Source organism: Blautia sp. MSK.18.38, from assembly GCF_024460535.1.
Classification (GTDB): Bacteria; Bacillota; Clostridia; order Lachnospirales; family Lachnospiraceae; genus Blautia_A; species Blautia_A fusiformis.
Genome location: NZ_JANFYP010000010.1, coordinates 54,857 through 71,699 on the forward strand (window position 1 = coordinate 54,857; position 16,843 = coordinate 71,699).

Consider the following 16,843-nt stretch of genomic DNA (forward strand, 5'->3'; position numbering starts at 1 on the left):
GAATGAAAGTGGTGAAGAGAGTGATCGTTGGTGTACTGGTTGCGGCATTGGCAGCCGGAGGAATCTACACAGGGCTTATGCATGTGAAAGAATCCAAGGTAACAGAGGTGCCGGTAACCAGCGTCAGCAATCTTCAGACGGACTGGTATTCGGAGACAACACTGGATGGAACCATCACCACGAATGTTTCTCAGAATGTAAATATGGATAAAGATATGATCATCGAGAAAATATATGTATCCCAGGGTGATGATGTAAAAAAAGGCGATAATCTGATCTCCTTTGATATGACACTTGTAGAGATGGAGCTGAATATTGCAAAGCTGAAACAGCAGAAGCAGGAGCAGGATCTGACCAAAGCACAGAACCGTCTGACAAGTCTTCAGAATGGAGGTCCCATCGAAGACAGTACAGACAGTACTGATGATACGGACCTGAATCCTACAGGTGGTGATAAAGGAAATGATGGAGAAATGACAAATACGGATACACCTTCCGGAAGTGACGGAGACGAGGATATGCAGTCAACTACCGGTTCCGCGGCTACTGCAGATGGCAGCTATCTTGCAGTGGTTTCCTCCAGGCCATTACTTCTCAGTGCCCTTACAGATACAGAAGGAGATCTTGAAGATTCTGCAGAGAAAGTTACCGAAGAAATGCCGTCCGGAGAAACGACGGACAGTGAAACAGAGCAGATGACCGGAGATGATACAGCGGATATGGAAGAGGATACAACTGCATCCGATGAGGATCTGATCATGGATCCGACCTACCAGGATCCTACTGCCAATGATATTACAGACGGAGAGACTACGGACTGGGGTTCCGGAGAAGATGACACCCCAACGGTATCTCCGACACCGACTCCCACACTGGGACCCAATGAGCTTCCTGATCCCAATATAACAGAACCGGAAATTCCGGGGATCACAGATGGTGAACCGGAATTTTATCAGAAGCTGGATTATACTTCTCAGCCGTTTACAGGAACCGGTACGGAAGAAGATCCCTATGTTTTTCTTGTAAGCAGTGCCAAAGGCAAAGTTACGGTGATGGGATCCTTCTTTAACAGAATGGCGGGATACAGTGAGGATGGAACCAAAGTGGTCCAGAAAGGCGGCAGCTGGTTCCAGCTGGAGTTTCATGAGAATGATACCATTGCTGATTTTCAGGACAGAACACTTTCCTGTACAGGATATTATCTGATCGATGGAAGTCTTCTTGAAAATCCGGTATATATGTATGCGGAAACAGAATTTACACTGGACGAGGCTTCCAAATATGACAAAAATGATAATGAGATACCGGATGACAGCGGTGATGGAGATGACGGTACTGATGGCACAACCATGTCAAGAGAGGATGCGATCAAGATCCAGAAAAACAAGATCGCAAGTTTGAAACTGGATATTGAGGAAAATAATCTGAAAATCACTAAGCTGGAGAACAAAATAAAAAACAAGCTGATAACAAGCAAACTGGATGGAACGGTTGCTTACATCGGAGATGAAGTCACAGGTTCTTATAATGGAGATGCTTTTCTGAAAGTAAAAAGCAAAGATGGTTTTTATGTTACCGGAACGGTCAGCGAACTGATGCTGGATCAGATGAAGGAGGGAACACTTCTTCAGTGTACCAGTTATAATTCCGGCAGCTTTGAGGCGAAGGTACTGAATGTATCCGATTACCCGGTGGATTCTTCAAATGCTTATTATGGTGGAGATTCTAATCCCAATGTATCGTATTACACCTTTAATGCAGAGATCACAGATCGTTCATTGCAGTTTACCGACCAGGATTATGTGACGGTATCTCTGAAGTCAAATAAACTTGCCGAAGGCAGTATGGTTGTGATGAAGGCATTTATCCGTACGGAAAATGGAACCAGCTATGTATACAAAGACGTGAAGGGAACACTGAAAAAGCAGCAGATCACAGTGGGAAGCATTGTGAACAGCGGATATTATGCAGTTGTAACTTCAGGCCTGAAATCCGATGATCTTCTTGCTTTCCCATATGGTGATGCCGTGAAGGAGGGAGCCAAGACAAAAGAAGTGACTTTGGATGATATGTACAATGAATAAATAACAGGAAGGAGAAATTTCATGTTTGAAAATATACGCCTGGCTTTTCAGGGAATATGGTCACATAAGATGAGATCCTTTCTGACCATGCTGGGTATTATTATTGGTATTGCATCTATTATTGCAATTGTATCTACGATCAAAGGTACCAGTGAGCAGATCAAGGAAGATCTGATCGGGTCCGGAAACAATACCGTACAGGTTATGCTCTATGACGGAGACAGTACATACGATATGGATTATGGTTCTTACGGAAGCTCGGCCACACCGCCGGTTATTTCTGATTCCCAGAAAACGGCGATCGGAGACTTGGATCATGTGATCAGTTCTACATTTTATTACAGCAGCCAGTCTGCCAGTGTTTATTATAAAAACACAAGCTTTCAGGGCGGAACCGTGTACGGGATCGACAGCAATTATCTGAAAACGAGGGGATACCTGGTCCAGTCCGGGCGGGGATTTGTACAAAAAGATTATGACAGCTACCGAAAGGTTGCTCTTGTGGATTCCAATGCTGCACAGAATATTTTCGGAAGTGAGAGCCCGGTAGGGAAAACCATTGAGGTGGGATCAGAACCGTATATCATTGTAGGTGTGATTACTCAGAGTGAGGACAGCATGCCGAAGATCAATACGATTTCTGAGTATGAGGAATATTCGCAGACGATCATGGGAAGCGTGATGATCCCGGATACTACCTGGCCTGTTGCATTTAAATTTGATCAGCCGCAAAATGTGACAGTCCGTGCAGACAGCACAGATAATATGAGTTCTGTAGGAAAAGCAGCAGAGGATATTCTGAATACAGGAATCCAGAATGAAAAAAACAAATCGAACTTTAAATATAAAGCGGAAGACATTATGGAGAAGGTCAAGAATCTCCAGAAGCTCAGCGAAAGTACCAATCAGCAGCTGATCTGGATCGCAAGTATCTCCCTGCTTGTTGGTGGTATCGGTGTTATGAATATCATGCTTGTATCTGTCACAGAACGTACCAGCGAGATCGGACTGAAAAAAGCTATCGGAGCAAGAAAAAAAGTGATCCTGGGACAGTTTCTGACGGAAGCTTCGGTGCTGACCAGTATCGGAGGAATCATTGGTGTGGTCCTTGGGATCATCCTGTCAAAAATGGTGTCTCAGGTGTCAGGAGCACCAACAGCTATCAGCGTTCCGGCAATTATCGGTTCTGTGGTATTTTCCATGCTGATCGGTCTGATCTTCGGACTTCTCCCATCTGTAAAGGCAGCTAATCTTAATCCGATCGATGCCCTTCGCAGTGAATAAAAAGATATACATACATATAGCATCTGCAATTGCCGGAAGGATTCCGGCGGCAGATGCTTATTTTTATATCTGAAAGTATTGTTCAGGTTTTATGAAGCTCTGCGGTCTTTATTTTGTCACTTTTGCTGTATATATGACAAAAAAAGAAAGCATAAATAGAGTTTTTACAGGTTTTTTAGAGATCATAAAAAAATCGTGGCAGAATCTTTGGATAGTGTGATATAATACATCATAAGTGGGCAAATATAAAAACAGAAGGAGATAATTTCATGAAGGTTTTGGAAGGTAAATCTGTATTTTCCGGTATTGCGATCGGTAAGATCTCAATCCTCCAGAAAGTTGACGCCAGTGTTAAACGTGTTCACGTGGAGGATCCGGAAGAAGAGGTAAAGCGTGTGGAGGCAGCCAGAGAGCAGGCTGTGGCACAGCTTCAGAAGCTTTATGACAAGGCTCTTCAGGAAGTTGGAGAGTCCGGAGCGGCAATCTTTGAGGTTCATCAGATGATGCTGGATGATGATGACTATCTGGATTCCATCCACAACATTATCCGTACAGAGTCTGTAAATGCAGAATATGCGGTTGCAACAACTGGTGATAACTTCTCATCAATGTTCGCACAGATGGACGACGATTATATGAAAGCAAGAGCAGCTGATGTAAAGGATATCTCAGACCGTCTGGTACGTGTGCTTTCCGGCCATGGAGATGGAGAGCTTGAAGCATCCGAGCCGGTGATCGTAGTTGCAGAGGATCTTGCACCAAGTGAGACTGTACAGATGGATAAGAGCAAGGTTCTTGCTTTTGTCACAAGAAAAGGTTCTTCTAACTCACATACTGCGATTCTTGCGAGAACCATGAATATTCCGGCGCTGATCAATATTGAATACGATGAGTCCATGGACGGTAAGATGGCAGTCGTAGACGGAAAGAGCGGAAATCTGATCGTTGAGCCGGATGCAGAGACCCTTAAAAAATATGAGGATATGCGTGCCGATGAACTTGCACAGCGTGCAATGCTCAAAGAACTGAAAGGTAAAGAAACTGTTACCAAGAGCGGTCGTAAGCTCCACCTTTATGCCAACATCGGAAGTACAGGTGATGTTGCGAATGTACTTGCCAATGATGCGGAAGGCATCGGACTTTTCCGAAGTGAGTTCGTATACCTGGAAAAAGAAGACTATCCTACAGAGGAAGAGCAGTTCCAGGTTTACAAGACCGTAGCTCAGAATATGGCCGGTAAAAAAGTTATCATTCGTACTCTGGATATCGGAGCGGACAAGCAGATCGATTATTTCAATATGGCGCATGAGGAAAACCCTGCAATGGGATATCGTGCGATCCGTATCTGTCTGGACCGTCCGGAAGTATTTAAGACACAGCTGAGAGCACTTTTCCGCGCAAGCATGTTCGGAAATATTTCCATCATGTATCCGATGATCATCTCTGTAACAGAGGTGAAGCAGATCAAGGCCATTGTAGCAGAAGTAAAAGCAGAGCTTAAGGAACAGGGGATCCCGTTCCGTGATGACGTGGAGCAGGGTATCATGATCGAGACTCCGGCAGCTGTTATGATCAGTGATCTTCTTGCAAAAGAGGTTGATTTCTTCAGTATCGGAACCAATGATCTGACCCAGTATACACTGGCTATTGACCGTCAGAATGCAAAGCTTGACAACATTTATGATTCCCATCATGAGGCAGTTCTCCGTATGATCCAGATGGTTGTGGATAATGCACACAAAGAAGGTATCTGGGCCGGAATCTGTGGTGAGCTTGGTGCGGACACTACACTTACTGAGAGATTTGTAGAGATGGGACTGGATGAGTTGTCCGTATCTCCGACATTTGTTCTTCCGGTTCGAAAGATCGTAAGAGAAATGAAATAAAACACAGATCATAAATAGATAAGGATATTTTTGATAAATAGTGTGACAGCTGCTGTGCATAAATATTTGTATGGCAGCTGTTTTTTTAGTTACTGTTCACTGGTAATATTCCGCGAGGTATTTTTTGTGAGCGAAGGTCACAGAAAATTTCCAATTGTGATATAGAAAAAAATATGATACACTAACATCATGGCTTTCTACAGCAGTTCAAAGAATTAGTTCATCAGGGGCTGATGCATTAATTCTTTGAACTGTGAGATAACAGACCAGGAGGAGAGAAAAGAATGGGCAAAATTGCCATTGTAACAGACAGCAACAGCGGTATCACACAGGCCCAGGCCGAAGAGCTTGGCGTTTATGTGATACCGATGCCGTTTTATATTAATGAAAAAATGTATCTTGAAGGTGTAACTCTCACACAGGAAGAGTTTTATGAGAAGCTTAAGAAGGATGAAACTATCTCCACATCTCAGCCAAGTCCGGCTGATCTCTGTGATCTGTGGGACAAGCTTCTGAGAGATTATGAGGAAATCGTTCATATTCCGATGTCAAGCGGACTGAGTGCATCCTGTTCTACTGCAATGGGACTTGCTATTGATTATAATGGTCGTGTTCAGGTAGTGGACAATCAGCGGATTTCCGTAACACAGAGACAGTCTGTAATGGATGCTAAGATGCTTGCCGAGGCAGGAAAAAGTGCTGCAGAGATCAAGAAGATCCTTACAGATCAGAAACTCGATTCCAGTATTTATATCACACTTGACACCCTGAAATATCTGAAAAAAGGTGGCAGGATCACACCGGCAGCAGCAGCCATCGGAACGGTTCTGAACCTGAAGCCTGTACTTCAGATCCAGGGAGAGAAGCTGGATGCCTACGCCAAGGTCCGTGGCAAGAAGCAGGCCAAACGTGCCATGCTGAAGGCAATGAAGAATGATTGGGAAACACGTTTTAAGGAATACGTATCTGACGGTGAGATGTGTCTTCAGGCTGCTTATACAGGAAATCTGGAAGAAGCAGAAGAATTTAAAAGAGAGATCCAGGAGGTATTTCCGGGAATGGAGATACATATGGATCCCCTTTCTTTAAGTGTTGCCTGCCATATCGGTTATGGTGCCCTTGCAGTCGCATGTTCAAGAAAAGTGACGTTATAAGCATAAAATACAGAAACAAAGATATGAGGAGTTTGAAACATGAAGAAGATTATGGAACAGATGGCGGAAGAACTTTCCGCAGCATTTGAAAAAGCAGGTTATGATCCGTCCTACGGAAAAGTTACTGTTTCCAACAGACCGGACTTATGTGAGTATCAGTGTAACGGTGCTATGGCAGGAGCCAAAGCATATCACAAGGCACCGTTTATGATCGCTGATGATGTGGTAGCACAGCTGTCAGACAGCCGGATCTTTTCCAGAGCAGAAGTTGTAAAGCCTGGATTTATCAACCTGGATGTGAAACCGGAATTTGTTGCAGAATACATGAATAAGATGGCAGAGGACGAGAGGCTTTCTGTTGAGACTGCCAAGAATCCGAAGACGATCATTATCGACTATGGCGGACCAAACGTTGCCAAGCCGCTTCACGTAGGACATCTCCGTTCTGCGATCATCGGTGAGAGCATCAAGCGTATCGGACGTTTTGTAGGACATAAGGTGATCGGTGATGTACATCTTGGAGACTGGGGCCTTCAGATGGGACTGATCATCACCGAGCTGAAACACCGGAAACCGGAGCTGGTATATTTTGATGACAGCTTTACCGGTGAATATCCGGCAGAAGCACCGTTTACCATCAGCGAGCTGGAAGAGATCTATCCATGTGCCAGTGGGAAGTCAAAAGAGGATGAGGCTTACCGTAATCAGGCACTGGAGGCAACCCACCTTCTTCAGCAGGGTAAACCCGGATACATGGCTCTCTGGAACCACATCATGAATGTATCTGTAACAGACCTTAAGAGAAACTACGCGAATCTGAACGTAGACTTTGACCTCTGGAAAAAAGAATCCGATGCACAGCCATACATTCCGGATATGGTAGAGGATATGAAGAAGCGAGGATTTGCCTATGAGGACCAGGGTGCTCTTGTTGTAGATGTAAAAGAAGAGAGTGATACCAAGGAGATCCCTCCATGTATGCTTCTGAAATCAGACGGAGCTTCTCTCTATACGACCACAGACCTTGCTACTATCGTAGAGCGTATGAAACTCTTTCAGCCGGATGAGATCCTTTATGTTGTTGACAAGCGTCAGGAGCTGCATTTTATCCAGGTATTCCGCTGCGCAAGAAAAACCGGTCTTGTAAATCCGGAGACCAAGCTTTCCTTCCTTGGTTTCGGTACCATGAATGGAAAAGACGGTAAACCGTTTAAGACAAGAGAAGGCGGTGTTATGCGTCTGGAGAACCTGATCGCAGATATTGATGAGGAAATGTATCGTAAGATCGTGGAGAATCGCAGTGTAAAAGATAAAGATGCAAAGGATACTGCCAAGATTGTAGGACTTTCCGCAATCAAATACGGAGATCTTTCCAACCAGGCGACCAAGGATTACATCTTTGATGTTGACCGCTTTACATCCTTTGAGGGAAATACAGGTCCGTATATCCTTTATACTATCGTTCGTATTAAGTCGATCCTGAACCGTTATGTACAGGAGGGAGGAGATTTAAGTACAGGTAAGATCCTTCCGGCAGTCAATGCCAGTGAGAAGAACCTGATGCTTCAGCTTTCCGGCTTTGCGGCAATGGTTGAGAACGCTTTTGAAGAAAAAGCACCACATAAGATCTGTGCATATATCTATGAGGTATCCAATGCATTTAACAGCTTTTACCATGAGACCAAGATCTTAAGCGAAGAGGATCAGGCACAGAAGGAATCCTTCCTTCAGCTGCTCCAGCTTACAAGAAGAGTGCTTGAGACAAGCATCGATCTTCTTGGATTCTCTGCACCGGATCGTATGTAAGGTATAGCTTTGCAGATACAAACACTATGAATAATGACAGACCGCCGGATAAAGAGACATTTTTGTCTGCTATATTCGGCGGACTTTTTTATATAGAAAGTTCTTTGCAAAAAGAACAGGACGTGCTATAATAGGACTTATCCTAAACGAGGGCAGATCACGAATTTCTGCCTGACTATAAGTTATCTGTTTTTTTTCAAACCGGAATTCACCGGATTATCCCAAATCAATAAGAAACGTAATTATAAATATTGTCTGACAGAAATGAGAGGAAGGTGATCTGTCTGATCGGAAATGTTCTGAAAGAACGTTATTGCATTGTAGAACAAATTGGACATGGCGGAGGTGGAAGCCTTTATCTGGCAAAAGATATGGAGCTTGGTATCTGCCGTGCAGTGAAAGAGATACCGATCGCAAAGAAAAAAGAAGCCAGACTCATGCAGCATCTGGAATATCCTGCAATACCGAAGATTATCGATTATGTGGAAACAGGGGAGTATTGTTATCTGATCATGGAATATATCAAGGGTCAGTCGCTGGGAGAACTTCTCCGTTCAGGAAAACGGTTTTCTTTACGGGAAATCCTTGCTCTGGGAAAGGAGATTGCCAGAGTATTGGAATATCTTCACAGTCGGAAGCCACCGGTCTGTTACGGGGACCTGAAACCGGATAATCTTATGTTTTCTGAAACCGGGCATCTGTATCTGATAGATCTTGGAAGTGCCATGTTCGATCATGGAAAAAGAAAACAGATCTGTGAAGGAACGAAAGGCTATGCGGCGCCGGAGCAGTATCAGGGCTACTTAAGACCGGGAAGTGATATTTATGCTCTGGGGAAGACCCTGGAAAAGCTTTGCGGAAAAAAGAAATGGCAGTGGTTTTTATATCCGGATTTTTTCTGGCTTCTGTTCCGATGTACCAGAAAACAGGAAAAATACAGATATTCGGATATGTCAGTGGTTCAGAAGAAAATCCAAAAGCTGGAAAACAGATATCGGATGATCACTTGGAGAAAACGATTTCTGGAAGCGGCAGCTGCAGGGATTCTGATAGGAACACTGATCTTGATAGCAGGATTGCTGAAAACGGAAGAATTTTCTGTGGCGATCTCAGAAGTAACAGATTTGTATTACGAAGCCAGACAGTATCCGGAAGACTCAAAAAATCGGGAAAAGTGCTGTATGGCAGCGGAAAAGAGACTCCAGAGGTTAAGTAGAAATTATGGGGAAAAAGAACAGCAGCGTCGTATTGAGCTATTGCTGGCATGGAATGCGGAGCTTTTGTGTGAACCGGAAAAAGCGGCTTTATATTATGAAAATCTTCTTCTGTATGATGCAGAATATCCTGTGGCCTACGGGGAATATGGGATGTTTCTTATTCGGACCGGTCAGAAAGAGGCCAGCAGAAAGCTGTGGGAAGATTATAAAGAGAAAGAAAAAGCGGAATTACTGGATGACAGTGAAAGCAGAAATCTGCAGCTTTGGGAGGAGATCAATGAGAAAAAGAAGAGAAAGTGATCAGAAAAAACCAAAAGAAATGAAAATTCCTAGTAGGAAAACCTGTTTTATTGTTTTGTTTCTGCTGGTCTTATGCAGCTGGATGATCCCTTCCATTGCTGTCTATGGATTTGATGTGTCAGGAATGGATAGTTCTGATACCGGTGGATTTGATATGAATGTGGGAGAAGGAACCGGACAGCTGCCGGAAGACTGGGAAGAAAGCTATGCAGGAGAAGGAAGTGATGATAGTAATTGGAACAGAGAAGAAGGAAATACTGAGGAGTATTCCGCTGCCTGGGCAGAATCGGAGAATGATCAGGAGGAGTCTGCACAATGGAATTTAGATTTTCAGACAGATGAGGTACGTTCTCAGGAAGAAAGCTTTATGGAAAATGGAGAAGATCCGGGGGTCGGGGGAGAAGGCTATGAAGTTCAGGAACCGGATATCAGACAAGATGAAAATCCGGGGATAACTATTCCGGAAGAAGCAGAGATAGCTGATACGCTTGCGGAAAAACTGACGGAAACGCCGATACCAACAAAACTGCCAATACTGACTGAACAACCAATCCCCATACAGACAGTGACAGCAAGTCCATCTGTAACGTTGACTCAAAAACCAGTTCGAAAGTCAGTGACAGATGCATCAAAGAGGGAGAAAAAGCAAAATCCGGCATTATCTTACTATCGGACAGAACCAACAGGAACGTCGGATAGGAAAAAAGAAAAAGAGCAAAAACCGGTGATCCGAATGAAAACAGACGGTAACAGGATCCGGATAGAGATCAGTCCGGATATTCCGTTCCAGATCCTTTCATTTCGGATCAATGGAAAAGAATGTGATTTTTACTGGCAAGGAAAAAAGCTTCTGGCGGAATTACCGAAAAAAAGCAGAAATCCCTGGAAAGCAGAACTCATGGGTTTTGTGAAATCCGGGAAGCTGTACTATGAAACCATGGACTTACCAGAAAAACAGTGATACAATAGGCATACTTACTGATTATTTTATACAACAGGAGGAATTTATGTATAAGGCAATCTTTTTTGATCTGGACGGAACACTGACAGAATCCGGAGAGGGGATTACGAAATCTGTACAGTATGCATTGGAGAAACTTGGAGTTTCGGCACCGGAGCTGGAGCCATTGAAGGTTTTTGTGGGTCCGCCGCTTCTGGAACAGTTTATGAAATATGCGGGATTTGATAAAGAGACAGCACAGAAGGGAATTGAATATTACAGAGAGCGGTATTCAGAAAAAGGAATGTATGAGAACACCGTTTATCCCGGTGTGGAAAACACTCTGGCAGAACTGAAACGTCGTGGTTACAGACTGGCTGTGGCGTCTGCGAAACCGACCTTTTACGTAACACAGATCATGGACCATTTTAATCTGAGCCGGTACTTTGAGGTGATCGCCGGGACGGACCTCAATGGACCGAAAGTAACCAAATCTCAGGTGATCGAGGAAGCTCTGGAAAGAATGAGCCTTTCTGACCATCGTGACCAGGTGATCATGGTGGGTGACAGAGAACATGACATTCTCGGAGCCAGACGATGCGGGATCCAGTGTGTGGCTGTATCTTACGGATATGGAAGCAGAGAAGAACTGGAAAAGGCACAGCCTCTTCAGATCGTAGCTTCCGCAGATGAACTTCTGAATTTTTTCGTCTGACCCCTCTGCACAGACAGAATATTTTTCAAATAGTGTGGAGGGAGCTTTATCCGGCAGGAATCCATTATCTTATCGGACAGATCCTCGGAAGCGCCGTGCTTCTCTGGCTGACAGGGCATGTCGGCAACGCACAGGAAAGGTACTATAGTTATACGCTGGTGATCACCGGACTTACCGGAGTGTTGGTTATGTTTCCGGCAGTATATTTTTACCGGAAGGATCGTATAGGAAGGCTGATCGGCGGTTTGACTTCCGTTGAGGAACAAAGGCTATCTATTCCTGAAATGCTGCTTCTTCTTGCTGCTGGAGCCGGATTTGCCCAGTATGCCAATGTGCTGGTGGCGATCCTGCAGAACTGGATCTCATCTAGCTATGGAGAGACGATGACGAAGATTACCTCAGGAAAGAGTTTGTTTATGATGATCTTCTGGATGGGTATCATAGCGCCTGTTGCGGAAGAAATGATCTTTCGCTGGCTGATCTATCTGCGATTTCGGGATCACTTTTCAGTGCTGGTTTCCGCTGTGATCTCTGCGGCGTTTTTCGGAATTTATCACGGAAATGTCCTGCAGGCTGTGTATGCGTTTGTTCTGGGAGGGATTTTTGCGTGGTTTCTGGAGATGGGAGGTAATAAGTGGACCAGTGTGCTGATGCACATCGGAGCCAATACCTGGATACTTATTTTCAGTGAATACGCCCAGACTCTGGTGGAAAAAGTCGGAGCAGGAAGCCTTCTGATGATCTATGGTGTTTTTGCGGCAGCGATGATCGGAGGATATCAGTATTTTGCACGCCGGGGAGAAAAACGTGGCTACCGGGCTGTTTGATCCAATGTGGATCACGAATATCTGCCTGCTACTGGATCAGGCAGAGTGATAGATGAATATTTGCTTTACAGAGAATCTGTAGTGGAATCATAGTATAAGGATGCCATTACAGATTTTTTTTATAAAAATATGCCGGAATCTTTTGCTGCCGGTAAATTTATATAGATTTTATATTTATTTAAGAGACCATTTCTTGCGTACCTTTGTATCATGTGCTATCATAAGTGTATTAAAAGAATTAATACACTTAATACACAGATTACAGAGAAAGGAGCGTCGTATGATATTCTTGGACTATCAGGACAGCCGTCCCATTTACGAGCAGATCGTAGAGAAATTCCGGATGCTGATCCTGTCAGGAGCTGTGGAGCCATCTTCCAAGATGCCGTCTGTGCGGCAGCTGGCCGTGGAATTATCCATCAATCCCAATACCATCCAGCGGGCATATATGGAACTGGAGCAGCAGGGGCTGATCTGTCCGGTGAAGGGAAAAGGCAGTTTTGTCACAGACAGCAGCAGGATCAGGCAGATCGGTATGGAAGAAACCTTAAGTGAGCTGAAAAAGATCACAGAAAAGGGAATGGCTCTGGGAGTAGGGGAGGAAGAAATGATCGGTGTGATCCGCTTATGCTATAAGGAGGGAAACAATGATTGAGATAAAAAACTGCAGCAAAGCTTTCGGTAAGATACAGGCAGTAAATAAGGTCACCATGGATATCGGGGAACGGGAGGTTTTTGGACTGATCGGCTCCAACGGTGCGGGAAAAAGTACTCTGCTCCGTATCATGGCCGGGATCATCCGTCAGGACAGAGGAGAGGTGCTGATGGATGAAGAACCGGTTTTTGAAAATGAAAGGGTCAAAGAGCATTTTTTCTACATCCCGGACGATGCATATATTCCGGCAAATTACAATGCTCTGGACATGGCAGAATTTTACCGTTGTATTTATCCGGGATTTCAGCAGGCGCGTTTTGAGACAATGATGAAGCAGTTTCATCTGGATGGAAAACGAAAAATCAGTACTTTTTCCAAGGGAATGAAGAAACAGCTTCTGGTGATCCTGGGAATCAGTACAGGAACGAAATATCTGTTTTGTGATGAAACCTTTGATGGCCTGGACCCGGTAATGCGCCAGGCAGTAAAAAGTATTTTTGCATCGGAGATCATGAGTCGTGAATTTACGCCGGTGATCGCTTCCCACAATCTTCGTGAGCTGGAAGATATCTGCGATCACATCGGGCTTCTTCATCAGGGAGGAATTCTCCTTTCCAGAGATCTGGAGGATATGAAATTCCACATCCATAAGATCCAGTGTGTACTTACTGACAAAAAGAAAGAAGAAGAATTAAAGAAAGAGCTGGAGGTTTTGAAAACAGAGCATCAGGGTTCCCTACTGCTTATTACTGCAAGGGGAACAAGAAGAGAGATCATGGAGAAGATACAGGCAAAAAATCCTCTTTTTTGCGAAGTGCTCCCACTGACTCTGGAAGAAATATTTATCAGCGAAACGGAGGTGGCAGGCTATGAAGTCAAAAATTTATTCCAGTGAGTATATGAAATCTTCTTCTAAAGGACAAAGATGGATCCCGGCATTTGCCATGATTGCATTTCTCCTTGCATTTCCGGTAGCGGAACTTATTTTGATGGGAAAATGGAATGAGCGCAGTTATACTCAGAGTCAGCTTTCCTATCTGTATTCCAGCCTGTGGAACAGTGACTTTCTTACAATGGGAGCAGCTGTGGCTGCGGTAACCGCATTTTTTGCAGCAGTAAGCGGCTTCTGGTATCTGTATTCCCCGAGAAAAGTGGATTTCTATCACAGCCTTCCGGTAAAGCGAAGTGCACTGTTTCTGCACAGAGTATTGTTGGCTGTTCTTTATTATCTAGTGCCATATGTGATCATGGAATTTGCTGCGGTATGCATCGGGGCAGCCAGAGGATATTACAGCCTTTCCATTATGAAAAAGGCACTGATCCTGCTGGTGCTCCATCTCCTGATGTATCTTCTGGTGTATTTTTCCACAGTGCTGGTGATCGCCTGCACCGGTACCATGTTGATGGGAGCACTTGCATGGGCAGGGCTGTTTACCTACAGTATCGTTCTGGCAGTGATGCTGCAGTTAAGCGGACATTTATTTTTTGATACCTGGTACGAAGGCAGTTACGGGATCCTGGCAGCAGTGCGGGACCTGGGCTCTCCCCTTATGGTGATCGTAAGCTTTATGGATAAATACAGCAGCGGGAACTATGGAAAACAGTTATTGATACTGATCTTTGTGCTGCTGCTTATGGCAGTATTATCCTGGATGGCATTTTGCAGGCGAAAATCAGAGAATACCGGAAAAGCACTGGTATATACCTGGATGGAACCGGTCTTAAGTGCTCTGATCACAATACCATCCGGACTGGGGATTGGTCTGATCTTTTATATGATCCCGGAAGATTCATCCAAAACAGCATGGTGGATCTTCGGAATGATACTGGGAACGATCCTGGTCCATGGAGTTCTGGAAGTGATCTACGAAATGGATTTTCGCAGATTTTTCCGCAGAAAAGTGCAGCTTATGATCTTTGGAGGTGTTGTGGCGATCTGTGCGCTGACCATGAAAATAGATCTTCTGGGATATGACAGATATTTTCCGGCTTATGACAATCTTCAGGGAGTTGTGGTAAATGTATGCAATCTCTCATATACTGAGCAGCTTTGCAATGTGGAAAAAAAAGAAAATGGAATCTATAAGATCCGGTATACTGCTACCTCAGACAATAGTTCCGGTCTGCTGGATCAGCCGGTGATGAAAAGTAAAGCATTGTATAACAGTCTGAAGGATATCAGGCTTCAGAATGAAAAAGGAAAAAAATCAGGAAGGCGCATGTATGTGCGTTACATAAATAAACAAGGATTCAGTGTATGCAGAAGCTATAGTGTATCTTCTGCACAGGCGCAGAATCTTATGGAAGCCTTGTATGACGAGCAGACATGGAAAGAAGACAGATATTCATTTTTCCAGCTGGACAAACAGTATCTGAAAGAGGTCACCGGTATTTTCTGTGACGGAGATATTCATTCCTTATTTGAGAAAAATGCAGAGAAGCGTCAGGCACTGGCAGAGGCGCTGAGAAAGGACATTTTGGAAAACGGCGGTCAGACAGTAAAAGACCAGCCATGTGCAATGCTGATGTTCGATTATGCGGGAATTCCGTCAGAAGGATACATGGATGAATGGGGAATGAATGTACCGGCTGTTCAGGAAGGAGAGAGGGTGTCTACCTCCGTTCTGGTGTATCCGGCATATAAGAGAACACTTGCAATTTTGGAAGAAACAGGATATCCTCTTTCCATGGATGAGCTGTCTGTTGAGTATATTGATGTTTATTACTTCAGCTCCGAAGCTGCCGGCGAAGATGATGAAGCTTTTTCCGACATTGAGCCTGTTTCGGATCTTGAAGAAACAGAGAACGGTTATAAAGTCCGTTACGATAAAAAGGAACAGCTGGAAGCTCTGAAAAAATGTATCCGTCCATCACAGCTGGTAAACGGATGGACTATCTGGAATGCAGATGTCACAATGGAAGTGGTTCTGGAAGGACAGGAGAGCACCGGCGGGGATTCCGGACTTTATATGACATTTGCCGGTGAGATCCCGGATTTTATCAGAGCAGATGCAAAGGCAGCCCATGTAACAGAATGGGAGGTAAATGATTAATGGAAAAACCAGTCCGGCTGGATAAATTTCTGGCAGATGCCGGCGCAGGTACAAGAAGCGAGGTAAAAAAATACATACAGAAGGGTCAGGTGCAGGTCAATGGAAAAACTGCGAAAAAACCGGAGCTGAAAGTATGGGAAGAAGATCAGGTGGTTATGAACGGGCAGGAGATCCATGCTGCACCGGAATATGTATACTATCTTTTTAACAAGCCGGCAGGCTGTGTCAGCGCAACGGAGGACTCCAGAGATAAAACGGTTCTCGACTATATTGAAGAAAAAGACAGAAGAAAGGGACTTTTTCCGGTAGGGCGTCTGGATAAAGATACAGAAGGATTCCTTCTGATCACAGACGACGGTCCTCTTGCACATGAGCTTCTTTCTCCGAAAAAGCATGTGGATAAGATCTACTATGCAAAAGTATCCGGGAAAGTGACAGAAGAAGATGTCGTGAAGCTGGCAGAAGGCGTGGATATCGGGGAAAAAGATCTTACACGACCGGCAAGGCTGGAGATCCTTTCTACCTGGGAGTCCGGTACAGAATCTGCAGAAGCCGGTAAGAACTGGGAATCTGAGATCCGACTTACCATCCACGAGGGAAAATTCCATCAGGTAAAACGGATGATGGAGGCACTGGGAAAAAAAGTAACTTATTTGAAAAGACTATCCATGGGGCCGCTGGCGCTTCCTTCAGATCTTCCGACAGGAAAATATCGTTCGCTCACCGAAAAAGAGCTGGAGCTTCTGAAGTCTGCCGGAAACCGCTGAAAAACAGAAAAAAATTGGAAAAATCCCCTTTACATAAGGGGATTTTCTATGCTATAATTCAGAAGTTGCAAAAATAAGCACGCACGGCGATTCTATAAGGATGGTGCCCTACGGTGTGAGGATGGGTCCAGAGAGAAGGCGACCTGTGCGGAAGA

General features: G+C 44.5%; 13 protein-coding genes. All 13 read left to right on the top strand.

The genetic code is table 11. From position 1 onward, the window contains the following. Window positions 1–2: 2 nt before the first annotated feature. Window positions 3–2,084 carry a hypothetical protein gene (locus tag NE638_RS08040; protein WP_118608508.1) on the top strand — a complete coding sequence of 694 codons (2,082 nt, stop codon included), beginning with the start codon at window positions 3–5 and terminating at the stop codon, window positions 2,082–2,084. 21 nt (window positions 2,085–2,105) lie between these two features. Then, window positions 2,106–3,368, top strand: a complete 1,263-nt coding sequence (locus NE638_RS08045) for an ABC transporter permease (protein ID WP_118608509.1) — start codon at window positions 2,106–2,108, stop codon at window positions 3,366–3,368. A gap of 269 nt (window positions 3,369–3,637) precedes the next feature. After that, window positions 3,638–5,254, top strand: coding sequence for a phosphoenolpyruvate--protein phosphotransferase (gene ptsP, locus NE638_RS08050; protein WP_015524657.1), 1,617 nt, complete (start codon window positions 3,638–3,640; stop codon window positions 5,252–5,254). 284 nt (window positions 5,255–5,538) lie between these two features. Further along, a complete protein-coding gene (locus NE638_RS08055) occupies window positions 5,539–6,408 on the top strand; it encodes a DegV family protein (protein ID WP_022427121.1) in 870 nt (289 codons plus the stop codon). Window positions 6,409–6,447: 39 nt separating this feature from the next. After that, window positions 6,448–8,214: an arginine--tRNA ligase gene (gene argS, locus NE638_RS08060; RefSeq protein ID WP_173745999.1), complete on the top strand. Its 1,767-nt coding sequence runs from the start codon at window positions 6,448–6,450 to the stop codon at window positions 8,212–8,214. Window positions 8,215–8,465: 251 nt separating this feature from the next. Further along, entirely contained in the window at window positions 8,466–9,731 is a 1,266-nt protein-coding gene (locus NE638_RS08065) for a serine/threonine protein kinase (protein WP_173746000.1), read from the top strand. Further along, complete coding sequence (locus NE638_RS08070; protein WP_173746001.1) at window positions 9,709–10,692, top strand: hypothetical protein; 984 nt, start codon at window positions 9,709–9,711, stop codon at window positions 10,690–10,692. The genes NE638_RS08065 and NE638_RS08070 overlap by 23 nt, the downstream gene beginning before the upstream one ends. Before the next feature lie 46 nt (window positions 10,693–10,738). Beyond that, window positions 10,739–11,386, top strand: coding sequence for an HAD family hydrolase (locus NE638_RS08075; RefSeq protein WP_059085566.1), 648 nt, complete (start codon window positions 10,739–10,741; stop codon window positions 11,384–11,386). Between the two features lie 32 nt (window positions 11,387–11,418). Then, entirely contained in the window at window positions 11,419–12,213 is a 795-nt protein-coding gene (locus tag NE638_RS08080) for a CPBP family intramembrane glutamic endopeptidase (RefSeq protein ID WP_256137139.1), read from the top strand. 280 nt (window positions 12,214–12,493) lie between these two features. Further along, window positions 12,494–12,868 (top strand): GntR family transcriptional regulator, encoded by a 375-nt coding sequence (locus NE638_RS08085; RefSeq protein WP_173746002.1) that lies wholly within the window; start codon window positions 12,494–12,496, stop codon window positions 12,866–12,868. After that, entirely contained in the window at window positions 12,861–13,763 is a 903-nt protein-coding gene (locus NE638_RS08090; protein WP_173746003.1) for an ABC transporter ATP-binding protein, read from the top strand. Before NE638_RS08085 ends, NE638_RS08090 begins: the two co-directional genes overlap by 8 nt. Next, window positions 13,738–15,921, top strand: a complete 2,184-nt coding sequence (locus NE638_RS08095) for a DUF6449 domain-containing protein (RefSeq protein ID WP_173746004.1) — start codon at window positions 13,738–13,740, stop codon at window positions 15,919–15,921. The genes NE638_RS08090 and NE638_RS08095 overlap by 26 nt, the downstream gene beginning before the upstream one ends. Then, complete coding sequence (locus NE638_RS08100; protein WP_173746005.1) at window positions 15,921–16,688, top strand: pseudouridine synthase; 768 nt, start codon at window positions 15,921–15,923, stop codon at window positions 16,686–16,688. The genes NE638_RS08095 and NE638_RS08100 overlap by 1 nt, the downstream gene beginning before the upstream one ends. The last annotated feature ends 155 nt before the right edge of the window (window positions 16,689–16,843 follow it).

Excerpts from the sequence above, each read along its gene's own strand:
- argS (WP_173745999.1), top strand. The coding sequence starts at position 6,448 with ATGAAGAAGATTATGGAACAGATGGCGGAAGAACTTTCCGCAGCATTT.
- NE638_RS08055 (WP_022427121.1), top strand. The coding sequence starts at position 5,539 with ATGGGCAAAATTGCCATTGTAACAGACAGCAACAGCGGTATCACACAG.
- NE638_RS08070 (WP_173746001.1), top strand. The coding sequence starts at position 9,709 with ATGAGAAAAAGAAGAGAAAGTGATCAGAAAAAACCAAAAGAAATGAAA.
- NE638_RS08085 (WP_173746002.1), top strand. The coding sequence starts at position 12,494 with ATGATATTCTTGGACTATCAGGACAGCCGTCCCATTTACGAGCAGATC.
- NE638_RS08040 (WP_118608508.1), top strand. The coding sequence starts at position 3 with ATGAAAGTGGTGAAGAGAGTGATCGTTGGTGTACTGGTTGCGGCATTG.
- NE638_RS08100 (WP_173746005.1), top strand. The coding sequence starts at position 15,921 with ATGGAAAAACCAGTCCGGCTGGATAAATTTCTGGCAGATGCCGGCGCA.
- ptsP (WP_015524657.1), top strand. The coding sequence starts at position 3,638 with ATGAAGGTTTTGGAAGGTAAATCTGTATTTTCCGGTATTGCGATCGGT.
- NE638_RS08045 (WP_118608509.1), top strand. The coding sequence starts at position 2,106 with ATGTTTGAAAATATACGCCTGGCTTTTCAGGGAATATGGTCACATAAG.
- NE638_RS08075 (WP_059085566.1), top strand. The coding sequence starts at position 10,739 with ATGTATAAGGCAATCTTTTTTGATCTGGACGGAACACTGACAGAATCC.
- NE638_RS08095 (WP_173746004.1), top strand. The coding sequence starts at position 13,738 with ATGAAGTCAAAAATTTATTCCAGTGAGTATATGAAATCTTCTTCTAAA.
- NE638_RS08090 (WP_173746003.1), top strand. The coding sequence starts at position 12,861 with ATGATTGAGATAAAAAACTGCAGCAAAGCTTTCGGTAAGATACAGGCA.